The sequence below is a fragment of the Ralstonia sp. 24A2 genome, from assembly GCF_051783885.1.
GTDB lineage: Bacteria > Pseudomonadota > Gammaproteobacteria > Burkholderiales > Burkholderiaceae > Ralstonia.
The window spans coordinates 350,611-367,204 of sequence record NZ_JBPVZD010000001.1 but is presented as its reverse complement, the minus strand read 5'-3'; the positions used below and the strand labels follow the sequence as shown (position 1 = coordinate 367,204).

18 protein-coding genes are annotated in these 16,594 nt (G+C 64.6%); 11 read left to right on the top strand and 7 right to left on the bottom strand.

What is annotated here, in order from left to right:
- Nucleotides 1–8 precede the first annotated feature (8 nt).
- On the bottom strand, nt 9–779 hold the full coding sequence (locus ACS13N_RS01655; RefSeq protein ID WP_438930056.1) for an IclR family transcriptional regulator: 771 nt from the start codon (nt 777–779) through the stop codon (nt 9–11).
- Nucleotides 780–888: 109 nt separating this feature from the next.
- Nucleotides 889–1,407, bottom strand: a complete 519-nt coding sequence (locus ACS13N_RS01650; protein ID WP_438930055.1) for a hypothetical protein — start codon at nt 1,405–1,407, stop codon at nt 889–891.
- A 254-nt stretch (nt 1,408–1,661) separates the two neighbouring features.
- On the opposite strand from ACS13N_RS01650, the gene ACS13N_RS01645 reads away from it, so the two are divergent.
- The 3 genes from ACS13N_RS01645 to ACS13N_RS01635 all read left to right on the top strand — a co-directional run bounded on the left by ACS13N_RS01645 (nt 1,662) and on the right by ACS13N_RS01635 (nt 4,012).
- A complete protein-coding gene (locus tag ACS13N_RS01645; protein ID WP_438930054.1) occupies nt 1,662–2,207 on the top strand; it encodes an ester cyclase in 546 nt (181 codons plus the stop codon).
- Nucleotides 2,208–2,352: 145 nt separating this feature from the next.
- Nucleotides 2,353–3,273 carry a DUF2167 domain-containing protein gene (locus ACS13N_RS01640; RefSeq protein WP_438930053.1) on the top strand — a complete coding sequence of 307 codons (921 nt, stop codon included), beginning with the start codon at nt 2,353–2,355 and terminating at the stop codon, nt 3,271–3,273.
- A 19-nt stretch (nt 3,274–3,292) separates the two neighbouring features.
- Nucleotides 3,293–4,012: a site-2 protease family protein gene (locus tag ACS13N_RS01635; RefSeq protein WP_438930052.1), complete on the top strand. Its 720-nt coding sequence runs from the start codon at nt 3,293–3,295 to the stop codon at nt 4,010–4,012.
- Between the two features lie 57 nt (nt 4,013–4,069).
- On the opposite strand, the gene sodB is transcribed toward ACS13N_RS01635, so the two are convergent.
- Both sodB and xseA read right to left on the bottom strand, forming a co-directional pair.
- Nucleotides 4,070–4,648 carry a superoxide dismutase [Fe] gene (gene sodB, locus ACS13N_RS01630; RefSeq protein ID WP_039600121.1) on the bottom strand — a complete coding sequence of 193 codons (579 nt, stop codon included), beginning with the start codon at nt 4,646–4,648 and terminating at the stop codon, nt 4,070–4,072.
- A 146-nt stretch (nt 4,649–4,794) separates the two neighbouring features.
- The gene (xseA, locus tag ACS13N_RS01625) at nt 4,795–6,201 is read right to left on the bottom strand and encodes an exodeoxyribonuclease VII large subunit (RefSeq protein ID WP_438930051.1); all 1,407 of its coding nucleotides are present in this window, start codon (nt 6,199–6,201) and stop codon (nt 4,795–4,797) included.
- A 1,090-nt stretch (nt 6,202–7,291) separates the two neighbouring features.
- On the opposite strand from xseA, the gene ACS13N_RS01620 reads away from it, so the two are divergent.
- The 7 genes from ACS13N_RS01620 (at nt 7,292) to ACS13N_RS01590 (ending at nt 12,453) form a co-directional block, all read left to right on the top strand.
- Nucleotides 7,292–7,912, top strand: a complete 621-nt coding sequence (locus ACS13N_RS01620) for a MotA/TolQ/ExbB proton channel family protein (protein ID WP_039600120.1) — start codon at nt 7,292–7,294, stop codon at nt 7,910–7,912.
- A 27-nt stretch (nt 7,913–7,939) separates the two neighbouring features.
- Nucleotides 7,940–8,371, top strand: coding sequence for an ExbD/TolR family protein (locus tag ACS13N_RS01615; protein WP_438930050.1), 432 nt, complete (start codon nt 7,940–7,942; stop codon nt 8,369–8,371).
- Between the two features lie 28 nt (nt 8,372–8,399).
- Nucleotides 8,400–9,449, top strand: a complete 1,050-nt coding sequence (lpxK, locus tag ACS13N_RS01610; protein ID WP_438930049.1) for a tetraacyldisaccharide 4'-kinase — start codon at nt 8,400–8,402, stop codon at nt 9,447–9,449.
- A 71-nt stretch (nt 9,450–9,520) separates the two neighbouring features.
- Nucleotides 9,521–9,709 (top strand): Trm112 family protein, encoded by a 189-nt coding sequence (locus ACS13N_RS01605; protein WP_004631803.1) that lies wholly within the window; start codon nt 9,521–9,523, stop codon nt 9,707–9,709.
- A gap of 17 nt (nt 9,710–9,726) precedes the next feature.
- Nucleotides 9,727–10,533 carry a 3-deoxy-manno-octulosonate cytidylyltransferase gene (gene kdsB / locus ACS13N_RS01600; protein WP_438930048.1) on the top strand — a complete coding sequence of 269 codons (807 nt, stop codon included), beginning with the start codon at nt 9,727–9,729 and terminating at the stop codon, nt 10,531–10,533.
- Between the two features lie 335 nt (nt 10,534–10,868).
- Nucleotides 10,869–11,537 (top strand): adenylate kinase, encoded by a 669-nt coding sequence (gene adk / locus ACS13N_RS01595; RefSeq protein ID WP_438930047.1) that lies wholly within the window; start codon nt 10,869–10,871, stop codon nt 11,535–11,537.
- Between the two features lie 157 nt (nt 11,538–11,694).
- Entirely contained in the window at nt 11,695–12,453 is a 759-nt protein-coding gene (locus ACS13N_RS01590; protein WP_438930046.1) for a 3-hydroxyacyl-CoA dehydrogenase, read from the top strand.
- A 20-nt stretch (nt 12,454–12,473) separates the two neighbouring features.
- Here ACS13N_RS01590 and ACS13N_RS01585 read toward each other — a convergent pair whose 3' ends face one another.
- Complete coding sequence (locus tag ACS13N_RS01585) at nt 12,474–13,367, bottom strand: LysR substrate-binding domain-containing protein (protein ID WP_438930045.1); 894 nt, start codon at nt 13,365–13,367, stop codon at nt 12,474–12,476.
- A 119-nt stretch (nt 13,368–13,486) separates the two neighbouring features.
- Here ACS13N_RS01585 and ACS13N_RS01580 point away from each other — a divergent pair, with 119 nt between their 5' ends.
- On the top strand, nt 13,487–14,506 hold the full coding sequence (locus ACS13N_RS01580; RefSeq protein ID WP_438930044.1) for a bile acid:sodium symporter family protein: 1,020 nt from the start codon (nt 13,487–13,489) through the stop codon (nt 14,504–14,506).
- Here ACS13N_RS01580 and ACS13N_RS01575 read toward each other — a convergent pair whose 3' ends face one another.
- Together ACS13N_RS01575 and ACS13N_RS01570 are read right to left on the bottom strand one after the other, a co-directional pair.
- Nucleotides 14,507–15,040, bottom strand: a complete 534-nt coding sequence (locus tag ACS13N_RS01575; RefSeq protein ID WP_438930043.1) for a GNAT family N-acetyltransferase — start codon at nt 15,038–15,040, stop codon at nt 14,507–14,509.
- A gap of 11 nt (nt 15,041–15,051) precedes the next feature.
- Nucleotides 15,052–16,593, bottom strand: coding sequence for an N-acetylmuramoyl-L-alanine amidase (locus tag ACS13N_RS01570; protein WP_438930042.1), 1,542 nt, complete (start codon nt 16,591–16,593; stop codon nt 15,052–15,054).
- Nucleotide 16,594 lies beyond the last annotated feature (1 nt).

The following is a 16,594-nucleotide window of genomic DNA, read 5'->3' as shown; positions in this document are numbered from 1 at the left end:
TCGAAGATTCAGATGTCCTGCAGCCTCGCCGAGATGGACGCAGCGGCAGCCACGGTCATGTCGATCAGGCGCTGTTCCTTGCCGCGCACGCGCGTGGCGGGTGCCATCAGCGTGATGGAGCCGAGCGCGTGACCGGGCATCCGGAACACCGGCGCACTTACGCCCCAGACGCCGGGGTCGACTTCACCTTCGGACAGCGCATAACCGGCGGCGCGGATCTCAGCGAGTTCGGATTGCAATTGCGCTTGCTGGTCCGGATCGATGGCCAGCAAGTCAGCGAGGATGGCGCGCGCCGCAGCAGGCGGCATGAACGCGAGCAACGATTTGGCCGAGGCGCCGGCCAGCAGCGGCACACCGCGCCCCTTCTCGAACGAGCAGCGCAGCGATTGCTGGCTCTCGACCATCTCCAGGCACACGGCCTGGTCCTTGACGGCCACCACCAGCCCGACCGACTCGCCCGACTCGGCCACCAATTTGGCCATGCCGATACGCGCCTCCTGCACGAGGTGCGAAGCGTGATCGAAGCCGAGTGCGAGTTGCAGACTGATCGGCCCCGGCGCATAGGTGCCGGACGATTCGAGCACGAAGCCCCAGCGCTTGAGCATCGCCACCTGGCGGTACAGCGTGCTCTGCGGCAGGCCGGTCAACTCGACCAACTCACGCGCCGCGACCGGGCGACCATGGCGCGCGATGGTGGCGAGCACCATCAGCACACGGTCCGAACCGCTGGTCGCGGCGGCGGGTTGTGCTGGCGCATGTGCCAAACGCGGCTCGGTCATCGCAACAGCTCCGTGGCGTGGAATGCGACGGAGAATGCGACTGTTTTCTCAAATCATCAACGCACGATTCCCATTGAACGGGAAAAATACCCGAATTCAGTATTTACACCTAGGACGCATCGGTCACATTCCAACCCTCTTCGTCCAAGCGCGCCTCCAGGAACGCGACAACAGCGTGGGCGGATGCCTCGCTGCGGCAGGTGGTCAACGCGGCGTACAGCGGTGCGGCCAAGCCGTTGAGAAAGTCGAGCGGCGCTTCCGGACCTTCGGCAAGGTAGCGCTGCAAGGCCGAGAACGCGCCTGCCTGGCTCAGGCGCCAGTCGGCAATCGAGGCCTGCCGTACGTGGCGCGCAGCAACCTGCGTGGCCGGTGTCGGCTTTGGCGGAGCCTTGGGCTTTGGCACCGCCTTCACCGGTGCACGGCTTGAGACGTAACCGTCGGCAATCAGGCGCACAAGGTCTTCCATGTCGGGGCCGGCGCTGCTCAGTTGCGCCAGGATTTCCGCCGCCGAGCGCTCGCCGTTGATCAGCAGCAGAATCGCGCGCTGGCGGTGCGTGACATGTCCGCTGCGCGTCTGCAGCTCCTGCGTGCCGCGCTCGGTGCGCGACAGGATGTGGCTCAGGTCCATCGTTCCCCTCCCTGTTTTGTATGTGTCTGTTCGATGAAGGGGCAGTCTAGAAAAACCCGGCGCGGCGCGGACCGTTTGAACGCCGTCAGGCGTCGCATATCGACTATCACGTGCGCTGCATTGCGTTCGTGCGGGCAACCGGCTTGGCAATCGATCATCAAATTTGGATTGAAACCAGATCGATTCATACGCCCTTTATCGTCTCCGATTGGAAATCTACAGTGCAGCGCATCGCCACCCAAACGGAGTTCACCATGCTTACCCGCCCCGCCCTACTTGCTGCTATCGCACTCACGCTGTCGACCGCCGTCACAGCCACCCCCGCTACCCTTGCCGCCCAGGCCGATGCCGATCTGATCCGCGCCGACCACGTGGCGGCACCCGACACACCGCAAGCCGCCGCTGCCGTACTGGCCGCGCGCCGCTACGCCACCTTCTGGCATACCGGCGATGCGCGCTACGCCACGGCCGCACTGTCGCCCGAGTTTGTCGACCGCACGCTGCCCGCCGGTCGGGCGCAGGGCCCGCAAGGCCCGCTCGACGCGTCCGCGGCATTCCGCACGGCCGTGCCCGACATGCGCGTGCAGGTCGAAGACATGGTCGTCGCGGGGGATCGCGTTTCGGTTCACCTGCGCTTTCGCGGGCACTTCACCGGTGAATTCGGCCGCACGCACGGGCAGAATCAGCCGATCGACTTCCAGGCCTTCGACCTGTATCGGATTGCCGACGGCAAGATCGCCGAGAACTGGCACCTGGAAGACAACCAGACGCTGCTGCGGCAGATGGGGCTTCAACCGTAATCCACACGGCTTCATTAACGCGCGTTAACAGCCCTGCTCCCCGCTCCCGCTATGCTTCGCCCCAGCTTGCAAGCCGCTTAGCGGCCGCCAAAGCGATAGAAGAAACGAGCCAACGAATACACGAAAACGTCTTCAGGAGAAGCACATGGGAATGGGGTTTCAGGGCGCACTGCGCGCCTGGGCGAGCGCGCTCGCCTGCGCATCGACGATGGGCTTGATGGGTACCACGGCAGCCCACGCGCAACAGGCCAGCAATCCAGAACAGGAAATGAAGCAGGCCTGGGCCGCCGCCAAGGCCGCTGCGAAGGTCGGCCCCACGTCGATCGAACTGCGTGACCAGGCCACGCTCAAGATCGGCGCGAACGAGGTTTTTATTCCACAGCCCGCTGCCGGCCAGCTCATGCATGCCATGGGCAACAGCAACAACCCCGACATGCTCGGCCTGGTCATGCCCACCAGCGACGACGATGAGTGGATGGTCGTCGCCAAGTACGAGGCCTCCGGCTACATCAAAGACGACGACGCAAAGGACTGGAACGTCGACGACCTGTTCAAGTCGCTCAAGGAAGGCACCGCCGCCGCCAACGAAGAGCGCGAAAAGCGCGGCATCCCCGCGCTGGAAATCCAGGGCTGGGTTGAGCGCCCGCACTATGACGCCGCCACGCACCGCCTGATCTGGTCGATGGCTGCGCGCTCCAAAGGCCAGCCTGCCAACGATCCGGGCTCGGTCAACTACAACACCTACGCGCTGGGCCGCGACGGCTACATCAGCCTGAACCTGATCACCGCGAGCGATCACGTCGACGCCGACAAGCCCGCCGTGCAGAAGCTGCTGGCCGATCTCGATTTCAAGGACGGCAAGCGCTATGCCGATTTCAATTCGAAGACAGACAAGATCGCCGAGTACGGTCTGGCCGCGCTAGTGGGTGGCATTGCCGTCAAAAAGCTGGGCCTGTTTGCCGTGATTGCCGCATTCCTGGCCAAGTTCGCCAAGGTGGCGATCCTGGCCGTGGCGGGCTTTGGCGCGGTGATTGCCAAGTTCTTCAAGCGCAAGCCGAGCGCCTGATCCCGCAGGCAAACACACCATGACCAAGCTGCTGATCCTGCTGTTCTCTGGGCTGAAGTTCGGCAAGCTGCTGACCACCGGCGGCACGATGCTGCTGTCGGTGGTGGTGTATGCCTTTGCGTTTGGCTGGCGCTATGCGGTGGGCTTCGTGGTGCTGCTGTTCATCCACGAGATGGGGCACTTCATGGCTGCGCGTCAGCGTGGGCTGGCAGTGGGCGCGCCCACCTTCATCCCGTTCGTGGGCGCGTGGATCGACCTCAAAGAGCAGCCGATGGATGTCGAGACCGAGGCGTACATCGGCTTGGCAGGCCCCGTTGCGGGCACCGTTGGGGCCATGCTCTGCTATGGTCTCGCGCGCTATACCGACAGCCAATTGCTGCTGGCATTGGCCTACGCCGGTTGCTTCCTGAACCTGTTCAACCTGATCCCGATGTCGCCGTTTGACGGCGGGCGCATCACGGCGGTACTGTCGCCACGCATCTGGTTTCTGGGGGTGCCCGTGCTGGTGGCGCTGTTCATGTGGCGGCCAAGCCCGATCCTGATCCTGATCGCGGTGCTGGCCCTGCCGCAATTGATGAAGGCATGGCGCTACGATCCGGATGCCCCGGAAAACCGCGCGTACTACAGCATCTCCAACGAATCTCGTCTGACCTACACCGTGTATTACATCGGCCTGGTCGTCTTCCTGGCGATGATGAGTCACGAACTGCACGACATGCTGGGCAGCGTGCGCGCATAAAAAAACCTCCGCAAATGCGGAGGTTTTTTCTTGGTACTGCGCTTGCTCGGTTTCGCTTTAGGCGAAGTTCGCTGCGACGAAGTCCCAGTTGACCAGGGTCCAGAACGCTTCGACGTACTTCGGACGAGCGTTGCGGTAGTCGATGTAGTAAGCGTGTTCCCACACGTCGCAGGTCAGCAGCGGCTTGGCATCCGTCGTGAGCGGCGTGGCGGCGTTCGAGGTGGACACCAGGTCCAGCGAGCCGTCGGCCTTCTTCACCAGCCAAGCCCAGCCCGAACCAAACGTGCCAACGGCCGTCTTGGTGAACTCTTCCTTGAACTTGTCGAAGCTGCCCCACTTGGCGTTGATGGCGTCAGCCAGTGCGCCGGTCGGAGCGCCGCCGCCGTTCGGCTTCAGGCCGTTCCAGTAGAACGTGTGGTTCCACACCTGAGCGGCGTTGTTGAACACACCGCCCGAGGACTTCTTGACGATGTCTTCCAGGCTCAGGTTCTCGAACTCGGTACCCGGGATCAGGTTGTTCAGGTTCGTGACGTAGGTCTGGTGATGCTTGCCGTAGTGGAACTCCAGCGTTTCCTTGGAGATGGTCGGCGCCAGGGCGTCGAGTGCGTACGGCAGCGGGGGGAGCGTGTGGGCCATTGTTCTTCCCTTCTGTGGGTTCGTGGGTTGGGAGCGACGATTGTAGGAGAGTTGCAAAACCGGCGCAAACGGCGTGCCAAATAGTCGGAATACCCGCGAAACATGTGCGGAATCGCAGCAATTGCCGCTATGTGGACATGCGCTGGTCACATATCGAGCTTGGGCTGCACCTGGGCGATCTCGATGTCGACCGTGCCCTGCGCCAGCCGCGCCTCGATACGTGCCCGGGCATGCAGCGCGTTTGGATCGCGGATCGCGTGCCCCTTCGCGTCGAGCAGCACCGCGTAGCCGCGTTCCAGCGTGCGCTGAGGTGCGAGCAGCTCCAGGCCGGTGTGCTGGCGCGCCAGGCGCTCCTGCGACCGGGCCAGCGTGTCACGCATGGCGCGTGCCAGCGCGGCCTCCGCCTGTTGCAGCACAATGCGCTGGCGGGTGACATCCGGGCGGGCCGCCGTCAGGCGCATGGAGAGCAGGCGCTGCACGTGCTCGGCACGCTGCACGCGACCGGTCAGGGCAAAACGCAGGCGCCCTTCCAGATGCGACAGTTGCGTGCGGCGCTCGCGCATCTGCGCCTGCGGGCTGCGCAAGCGGCGCGCGAGCCAATCGACAGTCTGGGCGCGGCGGTCAAGCTGGCGGCGAAACTGCGCGGACAGCGCATCCCAGTCACGCCCCACGTCGCGCAGCATGCGGGCGCGGTCCGGGCTGACAAGTTCTGCGGCACCGGTGGGCGTGGGTGCGCGCACATCGGCCACGAAATCGACGATGGTCACGTCGGTTTCATGCCCGACGCCCGCCACGATGGGAATCTCCGAAGCGGCCACGGCACGTGCAACCGGCTCTTCGTTGAAGGCCCACAGGTCTTCAATGCTGCCGCCGCCTCGGCACAGGATGACGACATCGACTTCTGCCCGGGCATTGACCATATCGAGCATGGCAGCAATGCGCTCGGAGGCGCCAACACCCTGCACCGGCACCGGATAGACGATGACCGGCACATGCGGCGCGCGCCGGCGCAACGTGGTCAGCACGTCGCGCAAAGCCGCCGCCTGCAATGACGTCACCACACCAATTGCACGTGGATGCCGCGGCAGTGGTCGCTTGCGTTCCGGCTCAAACAAGCCCTGCGCTTCCAGCGCGGCTTTCAGCCGCAGGAAGGCTTCGTACAGATTGCCCAGGCCGGCACGGCGGATGCCCTCGACGCTCAGTTGCAGCTCGCCGCGCGCCTCGTACATCGTGACCAATGCGCGCACTTCGACGGCCTCGCCTTCGCGCGGGGTGAAATCGGCGTACTGGTTACGGCCCTTGAACATCACGCAGCGGATTTGCGCGCCGGCGTCCTTGAGCGAGAAATACCAGTGGCCGCTGGCCGCACGCGTGAAGTTGGAGATCTCGCCACGCACCCAGCCCAGCGGAAAGTTACGTTCAAGCAACCCGGCAATTCGCCGGTTGACCTCGCTGACGGTCAGCACGTCCTGCCCGCCCCGAGCAGGTGAGGATGGCGTCGGCGCCGCTTGGGTGGCCTGTGGTGCACTCGCGGCTGGGGCGGGAGCATCCATCCAGAAAGGTCGGCGGGAAGACGGCGGCGTGGTCATAAGTGGTCGTGGCGGCGCAATGCGATGGGGCTCCGGGGCGACTTCTACCTTGAATGAGGGAGAGATACTGCGTCAGCCGGGCTACCTGTCCACAGCATAACGCCCTTGTCAAGCTTGACAGACGTTACGTGACGCGCTCTCTGCATTTTCACGCAACCTGTTGATTCTTATGATAAATCCACTCGTGTCAAAAATTCAGCAGCGCAAGTAATTTCGTTCTGCGTCAAGCATTTAGCGCATGGCTCCCGAGGATGTTCACAAAGTTATCCACAGCAGCGCTGGAAAACCAGGATGTGACGCCTAGGCAGTGGATAAATCGGCCACCAATTCTCACGCGTTCGGGGCCCGTACCCCCATTTCTCCGTGGATAACCCCGCTGCCCATTTTTTAAGCGCAACACCGAACACCCTTTTGAATCAGTCACTTAAGGTGCTTGTCCGGGCAATGTCCACAACCCATCCACAAGACTGTCCCGTGTCGGTGTGGATTTCCCGCAGGTTTTGCGAGCGGCATTCGGCTTTTTCCCCAAATCTGCACAGAAACCCCGTCTGCACATTTTTTAAGCACAACATCGCCACCCCTTATATATCAAGCACTTAACGTGCTTGTTCGGGGAATGTCCACAACCCGTCCACAAAACTGTCCCGCAGCAGTGTGGATTACCTACCGGTTTCAGGGGGAGTCAGCCGTTTTGCGCATGGATTGCCCCCAGAAATGTCCATTGCATACTTTTTAAGCAGTGCACCGAACTCCCTTACACATCAAGCACTTAGCTTGCTTGTTCCGGCAATGTCCACAACCCGTCCACAAGACTGTCCCGCGTCGTTGTGGATTGTGCGCGCACTGAATTCTGTGACGACCCTTTGACTGCCGGAGACGCCTGTCGCTACGGTGCGCCATCGTGTTGCCGAGGCAGGTCTGACGCGCTAGAGTGGCGCCTGTTTTTGCCGCAACGGACCGCGTTCGGGGACGCGGACGGCATGAACGGCAATCAGGGGGCGTCGTCAACGCACCTCGAATCACATCCTTCCACAACGACAAAACGGGTTGTCCAGTGTTTTCCATCATTCAAGCCGCCGGCTGGCCGATTTGGCCGCTGTTGATTGCTTCGGTGCTCGCCCTCGCGCTCATCATCGAACGCTTCGTCGCCTTGCAGCGCAAGAAGATCATTCCGTCCAAGGTGTATGACGAGGCGCTGGCCGTCGCGCATCAACGCAAGGCCACACCGGAAGTGGTGAATACGCTGGAGCAGGGTTCGCCGCTGGGCCGCCTGCTGGCTGCTGCACTACGCCATGTGGTGCTGCACCCCAACACCACGCGCGACGCCGCCAAGGAAGTGGTGGAAGAAGCCGGCCAGAACGTCGCCCATCGCCTGGAGCGCTATCTGAACGCGCTCGGCACGATCGCCTCGGTGGCACCGCTGATGGGCCTGTTCGGCACCGTGGTCGGCATGATCGAAATCTTCGGCAGCCAGACCGCTGCGGGCACCAACCCGCAAACCCTGGCGCACGGTATCTCCGTCGCCCTGTACAACACGGCGTTGGGCCTGGTCGTAGCCATCCCGACGCTGATCTTCTGGCGCTACTTCCGTGGCGTGGTCGACAACTACGTGGCCGAGCTGGAACACCTGTCGACCATGTACCTCGACGCGATCCTGCCGCCGCGGCGCGGCTGATCCGGGCAACGCATTCCTGAGAACGCCATGCGCTTCCGCCCGCGCCACGCCCGCGAAGAGCCGGAGATCAACCTGATCCCGCTGATCGACGTGTTGCTCGTGATCCTCATCTTCCTGATGATCACGACCACGTATTCCCGCTACACCGAACTGAAGGTCAACCTGCCGACCGCCGACGCCGAGAAGGCGACCGAGCGCCCGGGCCAGATCGTCGTGTCCGTCACTGCCAACGGCGTTTACTCCGTCGATAAGCAGGTGCTCGACACGCGCGACGTGACCAGCCTGGCCGATGCCCTGCACACAGCGGCGGACAAGGCCGGCGGCCGCGAGCCCATCGTCGTCGTCAATGCCGATGCGCAGGCCGCGCACCAGGCTGTGGTGAACGTGATGGAAGCCGCCCGCGTGGCTGGCCTCTCGCACCTGACCTTCGCGACACAAACCGGCAACGCCGCCCACTAAACCGACACCCCACCTCCACCGCCTGCGCATGCCCGTCGCCCAGCACCGCCTCGCCAGCTTCGTCACCCGCCAATGGCAGCAACGGGGCTGGTTTGCGTGGCTGATGCGACCGTTGTCGTGGCTATTCGGGGCCATCAGCGCGCTGCGCCGGCTGCTGTTCCGCTGGGGTTGGCTGCGCTCGGTGCGCCTGCCAATGCCGGTGGTGGTGATCGGCAACGTCACCGTGGGTGGTGCGGGCAAGACGCCCGCCGTGATTGCGCTGGCATCTGCGCTTGCGGATGCCGGTCTGCGCCCGGGTATCGTCTCGCGCGGCTACGGCGTCGAACTCAAGCACCCGCGTCCGGTGCGCGAGCATTCCCGCGCAGAAGACGTCGGCGACGAGCCATTGCTCATCGCCCGCGCCACCGATCTGCCGGTGTGGGTCTTCCCCGACCGCGTGCTGTGCGCGCAAACCCTGCTGGCCTCGCACCCAGGCTGCAACGTCATCGTTTGCGATGACGGCCTGCAGCACTATCGCCTGCGCCGCGACATCGAGATCATCGTGTTCGACACGCGCATGGGCGGCAACGGCTTCCTGCTGCCCGCCGGCCCCCTGCGCGAACCGATGACGCGCAAGCGTGACGCCACGCTCATCAACGACCCGAACTACCGCGCCACACCTGACCGCCCGAACATCTTCGGCATGCACCTCGCGCTGCAGGACGCCTACAACCTGGCCGACCCGGCGCTGCGCCGCCCGCTCGCCCAGTTCGCGCGCGTGGAGGGCGAGCAACTGCTGGCCGCCGCCGGCATCGGCAACCCCGAGCGCTTCTTCGCCTCGCTGCGCGCCGAGGGCCTCAAGCCCAGCACCCTGCCGCTGCCCGACCACTATGACTTCGCGAGCAACCCGTTCGCCGACAGCCACGCCGAGGTGATCCTGATCACCGAAAAGGATGCCGTAAAATGCGGCCATCTCGACGATCCGCGCATCTGGGTGGTGCCAACCACACCGGTGGTCGACGCGGCGCTGGTCGAACAAGTCTGCCAGCGCGTGCGCGCCCTGGCCGATCGCGCAACCGCCAAAGCCGGCGCAAAATAACGTCATCCGCCTCATCTGCCTGACTGGCGCGCCACCTTGCTCTGTATGGCCGCCCCGGAGCCTCTACCGCCATGGACAATCGCCTGCTGGAAATCCTCGTCTGCCCGCTGTGCAAGGGTACGCTGCAACACGACCGCGCCAACAATGAACTGATCTGCCACGTCGACAAGCTGGCCTACCCGATCCGCGACGGCATCCCCGTCATGCTGGCTGACGAGGCCCGCCAGACCGTGGAAGGCACGCCGGTCGATCCGGCCTGACGCGAAGGCCACCCGCCATGTCGCACGCACCGTTCATCGCCGTCATTCCCGCGCGGCTGGCTTCCACGCGATTGCCCAACAAGCCGCTGGCCGACATCGGCGGCAAGCCGATGGTGGTGCGCGTGGCTGAGCGTGCGCACCAGTCGTCGGCCGCGCGCGTGGTGGTCGCCACCGATGCGGCGTCCGTGGCCGACGCCTGCATGCAGCATCACGTGGAAGCCGTACTCACGCGCGCCGATCACGCCTCCGGCACCGACCGCCTGGCCGAAGTGGCCACTGTGCTGGGCCTGCCTGACGACGCCATCGTCGTCAACGTGCAAGGCGATGAACCGCTGATCGCCCCGACGCTGATCGACAACGTGGCCGCCCACCTGCGCGACCACCCGGACTGCGCCATCGCCACCGCCGCGCACCCGATCCACGACGCGGCTGACGTGTTCAACCCGAACATCGTCAAGGTCGTGCTGGACGCTGCCGAGCGCGCGCTGCTGTTCTCGCGCGCGCCGCTGCCCTGGGCGCGTGACACCTGGACGCCCACCGTGCTCGCGCAACCCGCCGCCGAGCGCCCGCTGCCCGCCATGCCGGTGCTGCGCCATATCGGCATCTACGCCTATCGCGCCGGCTTCCTGCGCCGCTTCCCGCAACTGGCCGCCGCACCGCTCGAACAAACCGAGCAGCTCGAGCAGTTGCGCGCCATGTGGCACGGCGAGCGCATCGCCGTGCTCACCACCGACGACGCCCCTGCCGCCGGTGTCGACACGCCGGAAGACCTCGCCCGCGTGCGCGCCGCCTGGAGCGAATTGCTAGCCCAGGATGGCCCCTGAAGCATAGATTTCGCGGAACTTGCAGCCACCACGCCGAAACCCCGGCGCTGGCGTGGCATAATCGCGAGGACGACAAGTCGCATGCTGGCGCCCACGCAAGGCACCGCAGCGACAACAGGGAGACAAATCGAGCCCTCGGTGCCGCCGTCCGGCGGGTACCGGATCCCCAGTGTCCCGGTAAGGCTGGCGTCAACTTCGCCAGCTAGGCTGCCTGTTTGCGTCGACAAGGCACGCATTAAGGCGTTTTGGGAATCCGCCCTCTCGGACCGATTCCCAACGCGCTTCACGCTGCCAGAGAGCGCGACAAGATTCGAAAACTTGAGGAACTCGTCACCATGCGGTTGATTCTGTTGGGCGCGCCCGGCGCCGGCAAAGGTACGCAAGCAAAATTCATCTGCGAGAAGTTCGGTATTCCGCAGATCTCCACCGGCGACATGCTGCGCGCCGCCGTCAAGGCCGGCACCCCGCTGGGTATCGAAGCCAAGAAGGTCATGGATGCCGGCGGCCTGGTGTCGGACGACATCATCATCGGCCTGGTGAAGGACCGCCTGCAGCAGCCTGACTGCAAGAACGGCTACCTGTTCGACGGCTTCCCGCGCACCATCCCGCAAGCCGAAGCGATGAAGGACGCCGCCGTGGCGATCGACTATGTGCTGGAAATCGACGTGCCGTTCGACGCCATCATCGAGCGCATGAGCGGCCGTCGCGTACACGTGGCCTCGGGCCGCACGTACCACGTCAAATACAACCCGCCCAAGACGGAAGGCGTGGACGACGAAACCGGCGAGCCCCTCATCCAGCGCGACGACGACAAGGAAGAGACCGTGCGCAAGCGCCTGGACGTGTATGAAAATCAGACGCGTCCGCTGGTGGATTACTACTCGCAGTGGGCTACCAACGGCAACGACACCGCCAAGGTAGCGCCGCCGAAGTACCGCAAGATCAGCGGCGTCGGCAATGTGGATGAAATTACCGCGCGCGCGTTCGGTGCACTGCAGGACTGACCGTACCCCACCGACCCGCCCATAAAGACGGCGCCTCATGAACGAGGCGCCGTTTTTTTTGCGCGATCGCCGGCCGCTTCGCGCTACCATATGACGCTTAAGTTGACGCGAACGTAAACGTCAAGTAACGCACAGACCACACACAAGGAGACACGGCATGGAGATTCGCGACCAGGTATTCATCGTCACCGGCGGCGCGTCGGGACTGGGCGCCGGCACGGCACGCACGCTGGCAGAGGCCGGCGGCAAGGTGGTGATTGCGGACCTGAACGAGGCGGCCGGCACGGCGCTGGCACAGGAGTTGGGCGGACGCTTCGTGCGCTGCGATGTCGCATCGGAAGCCGACGGGCAAGCCGTGGTCGACGCCGCCACGTCGCTCGGTACGCTGCGTGGGCTGGTGAACTGCGCAGGCATCGCCACGGCTTCGCGCACGGTGGGCAAGACGGGGCCGCATCCGCTGGACCAGTTCGCGCGCGTGATCAACATCAACCTGATCGGCACATTCAACATGATCCGCCTGGCCGCGACGGCCATGGCCGGCAACACGCCCAACGCGGGCGGCGAGCGCGGTGTGATCATCAACACGGCGTCGGTGGCGGCGTTTGATGGGCAGATCGGCCAGGCGGCCTATGCGGCGTCCAAGGGCGGCGTGGTCGCGATGACGCTGGCGATCGCGCGTGACCTGTCGCGCGACGGCATCCGCGTGATGACGATTGCACCGGGCATCTTTGAGACGCCGATGCTGCTGGGCATGCCACCCGAGGTGCAGGATGCGCTGGGCAAGATGGTGCCGTTCCCGCCGCGCCTCGGTAAGCCGGCGGAGTATGCGCAGCTCGCGCGCGCCATCGTCGAGAACCCGATGCTCAATGGCGAGACCATCCGCCTGGATGGTGCCATCCGCATGCAACCGAAATAAGCAGCGCGCTCAGGCGGCCATTAGGCGGTAGGCAGCGCCATCCGGCGAATCATCTGCCAGGCCGCCTCGGCCGCCGGCGAGAGCGACCTGTCATGCCGGCGCGCCAGCACAATGGCGCGCGTCTCCTTCGGTGCGAGCGGCACCGACACCAGCGGTGACGACGACGGCAAAGGCAACGACAGCGACGGCACCACGCCTGCGCCGATGCCCGCCTCCACCATGCCGAACACGGCACTGCTGTGGCCCATCTCCTGGGCCACGTCAGGGTGAACGCCGTGGCGCAAGAAGATCCGGTCGATCAGCGGGCGGCTGCCCGAAGCATGATCGAGCAAGACCACCGCCGTGCGATGCAGATCTTTCCAGCGCACGCTGCTGCGCTGAGCGAACGGATGATCCTTGCGGCAGACCAGACAGAACGGGTCGATCAGCAATGGTTCCGTCCATAGGCCCTCGGTATCGAGCGGCTCCACCACCACACCAAAATCCGCCCCACCCGTGCGGATCAACTGCAGCGTGTCGACCTGCACCGAGTCCCGCACGATCATGCGGATGTCCGGGTAGCGCGCCGCGCATTCGGCCACGTACACCGGCATCAAACGCGTCGATACCGTCGGGCTGGATGCCACCACCACGCGCCCGCGCCGCTGCTCACTCACCTGGCGCGCCTGATGCAGCGTGTCATCCAGATCAGCAATGAGGCGATCCAGCGCGGTGGCCAGTGAGCGTCCCACCTCCGTCAGCACCACTTCGCGCGTGGTGCGGTCGAGCAGCTTCAGGCCCAACTCGCCTTCCAGCTCCGAGATCGAGCGGCTGACGGCCGGCTGCGTCAGGCCAATGGTGTCGCCCGCGCGACTGAAGCTATGCGCACGCGCCACCGCCAGGAAGACGCGCAACTGACGCAGGGTCACATTCATGCCGACACCGTATGAATTGATTCGATCAATGCATTTGTATTCTAGATGCGGATGTTGTGCAATAGCGCCTATCCCGCTATCCGACCGGCGCCATCACCTAGTAGTGATGGCGTATACATATGAAGATTCCGCTGTTACCTCGCATTGATGGGTTCATCCAGGCCATGTTGGTCATGGTGGCGCTGGCCCTGCTCTTCCCTTCGCTGGGCGCCAGCGACGGCCCCCTGCACCTCGATATCGTCACCGTGCTAGGCGTCTCGTTGATTTTCTTTCTGCACGGCGCGGCGCTCTCGCGCGAGAAGATCGTGGAAGGTGCGCGTAACTGGCGCCTGCATCTGTTCGTGCAGGGCTGCACGTTCATCCTGTTCCCGCTGATTGGTGCGGTCATCCTGGTGGTTTGCAAACCGTTTATTCCGGCGCAGCTGCTGCTGGGCGTGTTCTATTTGTGCGCGCTGCCGTCCACAGTGTCGTCGTCCGTGGCGATGACGGCCATCGCCAAGGGCAACGTGCCCGCCGCGATCTTCAACGCCACGATTTCGGGCTTGATCGGCATGATGGTCACGCCGCTGCTGATGAGCTTCGTGATCCAGGCGTCAGGCGCGGAGTTGTCTGTGGGCAAGGCGATGCTGGGCGTTGCCGAGCAATTGCTGCTGCCGTTCGTGCTGGGTCAGTTGGCGCGCCCGGTCATCGGCGGCCTCATGACCAAGTACAAGAGCGTCATCAACAAGGTCGACCGTGCGGTGATCTTGCTGATTGTCTTCAACTCGTTTGCCGATTCGACGCATGCGGGCGTGTGGTCGAAGTATCCGTGGGAGACCATCGTGGCCGTGGCGGCCATGAGCGGCGCACTGCTGTTCGTCGTGCTGGGTGCAACGACGTGGCTCTCGCGGCGCGCGGGCTTTGGTTTGGCCGACGAAATCACTGCGGTGTTCTGCGGCTCGAAGAAGAGCCTGTCGAGCGGCGTGCCCATGGCGAAGATTCTGTTTGCCGGCAACCCCGCACTGGGCCTGATCGTGCTGCCCATCATGATCTACCACCAGTTGCAGTTGATCGTGTGCTCGGCGCTGGCGCGCAAGTATGCGGATCGCGTGGCGCACGCCGAGGCGGGCGCAGGTACACCGGCCAGCCGTCCGGCATAGTCAACGCAGGGCCGTCAAACCCGCCAGTTCAGATTCCGGCCAGTGGTAGGTGTGCACCCAGGCATGCCCGCCATCGGCCGTCTCCAGCCAATCACGGCTGACCGGCACACCGCCCAGGGCTTCGTAGAAGCCGATTGCGGCGGTGTTCGCCTCGTACACCAGCAGATGCAGTTGCATCACACCTTGGGCCGCGGCCCAGCGTGCGGCCTCTCCCATCAGACGCTTGCCGAGGCCGTGGCCGCGTGCGGCAGGCAGTAGGTGGAGATTGTCGACGAGCACGCCCCACGGCGTGTCGTCATGCAGGAGTGCACAGAGAAAGCCGATGGTCTGACCGTCGAGATCAGCGCACCAGACGTGCTGGCCGGCCGCCGGCGCTGTCATGCGCGCCCGCCATTTCTCCTGCATGTCACCCAGTGCTACACCATCGAGGTAGGTATCCGAGAGGATGCCCAGCCCGCGATACGCACTTTGCCAGCTCCGCGTGTGGAGGCTGGCGATGGTGTCCGCATCGGCCGCACCGCCTTCGCGCAACATGACCGTCGCCATCAGACGCCCGGGTTGTGCGACAGCGGCGGGTTCTTGGCAAAGTACGCGCGGATGCCGCGCAGAATCGCCTCGGCCAGTTGATTCTGATGGCCCAGATCGTTGAGCTTCGCCTCTTCTTCCGGGTTGGAGATGAAGGCCGTCTCGACCAGAATCGACGGAATATCCGGCGCCTTGAGCACCGCAAAGCCGGCCTGCTCGACGGCCCCTTTGTGCAGGCGGTTGATGCCACCGATCTGCTCCAGCACAGCCTTGCCGACCTTCATGCTGTCGCTGATCTGCGCGGTGGTCGACAGGTCCAGCAGCACGCGCGTAACCTGCGCGTCCTTCGAGCCCAGGTTGGCGCCGCCGATCATGTCTGCGGCGTTCTCCTTGTTGGCCAGCCATTTGGCCTGCGCGCTGGAGGCTCCGCGGTCGGACAACGCGAACACCGACGCCCCGCGCGCCTCTGGCGTCACGAAGGCATCGGCGTGGATGGAGACGAACAGATCGGCCTGCACACGGCGCGCCTTCTGCACGCGCACGCCCAGCGGCACGAAGTAATCGGAATCGCGCGTCATCATGGCGCGCATGTTGGGCTGGGCGTCGATCTTGGCCTTGAGCATGCGGGCGATCGACAGCACCACGTCTTTCTCATGCGTGCCCGCGCCACCCGTAGCACCGGGGTCTTCGCCGCCGTGCCCTGGATCAATGGCGACCGTCAGCAGCCGGCGCATGCGCGGGCCGCCGGACGGTGCACGCGGCGGCACAGGTTGGTCGGGCACGATGTCCAGCGGCGGCGACTGCGGTGCATTCGCCAACGTCGAAGGCGGATTCGCGGGTTTGGTGGGCGGCGTCTTGATCGGCGGCGTACGGCTGGCGATGGTCGGTCGCGTGTCATTGGCCGGCGGCACAGCCAGCGTGGTGCTGGAGCCGCTGCTCTCGCGGCGGGCCAATGCGGCGATCGGATCATCGTCATCCGCCGGGGAGGATGGCGCCGGCATTGGCGAGCCCCCCGAGGCGGCAAAGCGCTCCTGCTTCCCCTCGGTCGCCTGCACGAGCTGCATCAGCGGATCGGGCGGATTGGTCGGGTACAGGTCGAACACCAGCCGATTGCGGTAGCCGGCAATCGGCAGCAGCGTAAAGACCTGCGGGTTGACGCTCTCCTTCAGGTCAAACACCAGGCGCACCACGCTGGGCCGGTTCTGGCCCACACGCACCTGGCGGATGTACGGATCGTTCGGCGTGATCTTGGCAACCAGTTCGCGCAGGGTCGGGTTCAGGTCCAACCCCTCGACGTCGACCATCAGGCGGTCCGGATCCTTGATGAGCTGGTGCGTGGCCTTGAGCGCGACATCGGATTCGATGGTCACGCGCGTGTAGTCCTCCGCCGGCCATACGCGCACCGCGACGATGTTGGCGCCGCGTGCGATTTGCGTGCCGGCCAGACTGAGGATGACGGTGCCCGCACCGGCCTTGGCCATGCGCGTAAGCCATTGCCTGCGGGCCTGGCTCGGCAGGGTGGGGTCATCCGGTTGATCGGTCGGCAGATGCTTGATCAGCATG

Excerpts from the sequence above, each read along its gene's own strand:
- ACS13N_RS01590 (WP_438930046.1), top strand. The coding sequence starts at position 11,695 with ATGGAGATTCGCGACCAGGTATTCATCGTCACCGGCGGCGCGTCGGGA.
- ACS13N_RS01640 (WP_438930053.1), top strand. The coding sequence starts at position 2,353 with ATGGGAATGGGGTTTCAGGGCGCACTGCGCGCCTGGGCGAGCGCGCTC.
- lpxK (WP_438930049.1), top strand. The coding sequence starts at position 8,400 with ATGCCCGTCGCCCAGCACCGCCTCGCCAGCTTCGTCACCCGCCAATGG.
- kdsB (WP_438930048.1), top strand. The coding sequence starts at position 9,727 with ATGTCGCACGCACCGTTCATCGCCGTCATTCCCGCGCGGCTGGCTTCC.
- ACS13N_RS01655 (WP_438930056.1), bottom strand. The coding sequence starts at position 779 with ATGACCGAGCCGCGTTTGGCACATGCGCCAGCACAACCCGCCGCCGCG.
- ACS13N_RS01615 (WP_438930050.1), top strand. The coding sequence starts at position 7,940 with ATGCGCTTCCGCCCGCGCCACGCCCGCGAAGAGCCGGAGATCAACCTG.
- ACS13N_RS01575 (WP_438930043.1), bottom strand. The coding sequence starts at position 15,040 with ATGTTGCGCGAAGGCGGTGCGGCCGATGCGGACACCATCGCCAGCCTC.
- ACS13N_RS01580 (WP_438930044.1), top strand. The coding sequence starts at position 13,487 with ATGAAGATTCCGCTGTTACCTCGCATTGATGGGTTCATCCAGGCCATG.
- adk (WP_438930047.1), top strand. The coding sequence starts at position 10,869 with ATGCGGTTGATTCTGTTGGGCGCGCCCGGCGCCGGCAAAGGTACGCAA.
- ACS13N_RS01650 (WP_438930055.1), bottom strand. The coding sequence starts at position 1,407 with ATGGACCTGAGCCACATCCTGTCGCGCACCGAGCGCGGCACGCAGGAG.
- ACS13N_RS01570 (WP_438930042.1), bottom strand. The coding sequence starts at position 16,593 with ATGCTGATCAAGCATCTGCCGACCGATCAACCGGATGACCCCACCCTG.
- ACS13N_RS01635 (WP_438930052.1), top strand. The coding sequence starts at position 3,293 with ATGACCAAGCTGCTGATCCTGCTGTTCTCTGGGCTGAAGTTCGGCAAG.
- sodB (WP_039600121.1), bottom strand. The coding sequence starts at position 4,648 with ATGGCCCACACGCTCCCCCCGCTGCCGTACGCACTCGACGCCCTGGCG.
- ACS13N_RS01645 (WP_438930054.1), top strand. The coding sequence starts at position 1,662 with ATGCTTACCCGCCCCGCCCTACTTGCTGCTATCGCACTCACGCTGTCG.
- ACS13N_RS01585 (WP_438930045.1), bottom strand. The coding sequence starts at position 13,367 with ATGAATGTGACCCTGCGTCAGTTGCGCGTCTTCCTGGCGGTGGCGCGT.
- ACS13N_RS01605 (WP_004631803.1), top strand. The coding sequence starts at position 9,521 with ATGGACAATCGCCTGCTGGAAATCCTCGTCTGCCCGCTGTGCAAGGGT.
- xseA (WP_438930051.1), bottom strand. The coding sequence starts at position 6,201 with ATGGATGCTCCCGCCCCAGCCGCGAGTGCACCACAGGCCACCCAAGCG.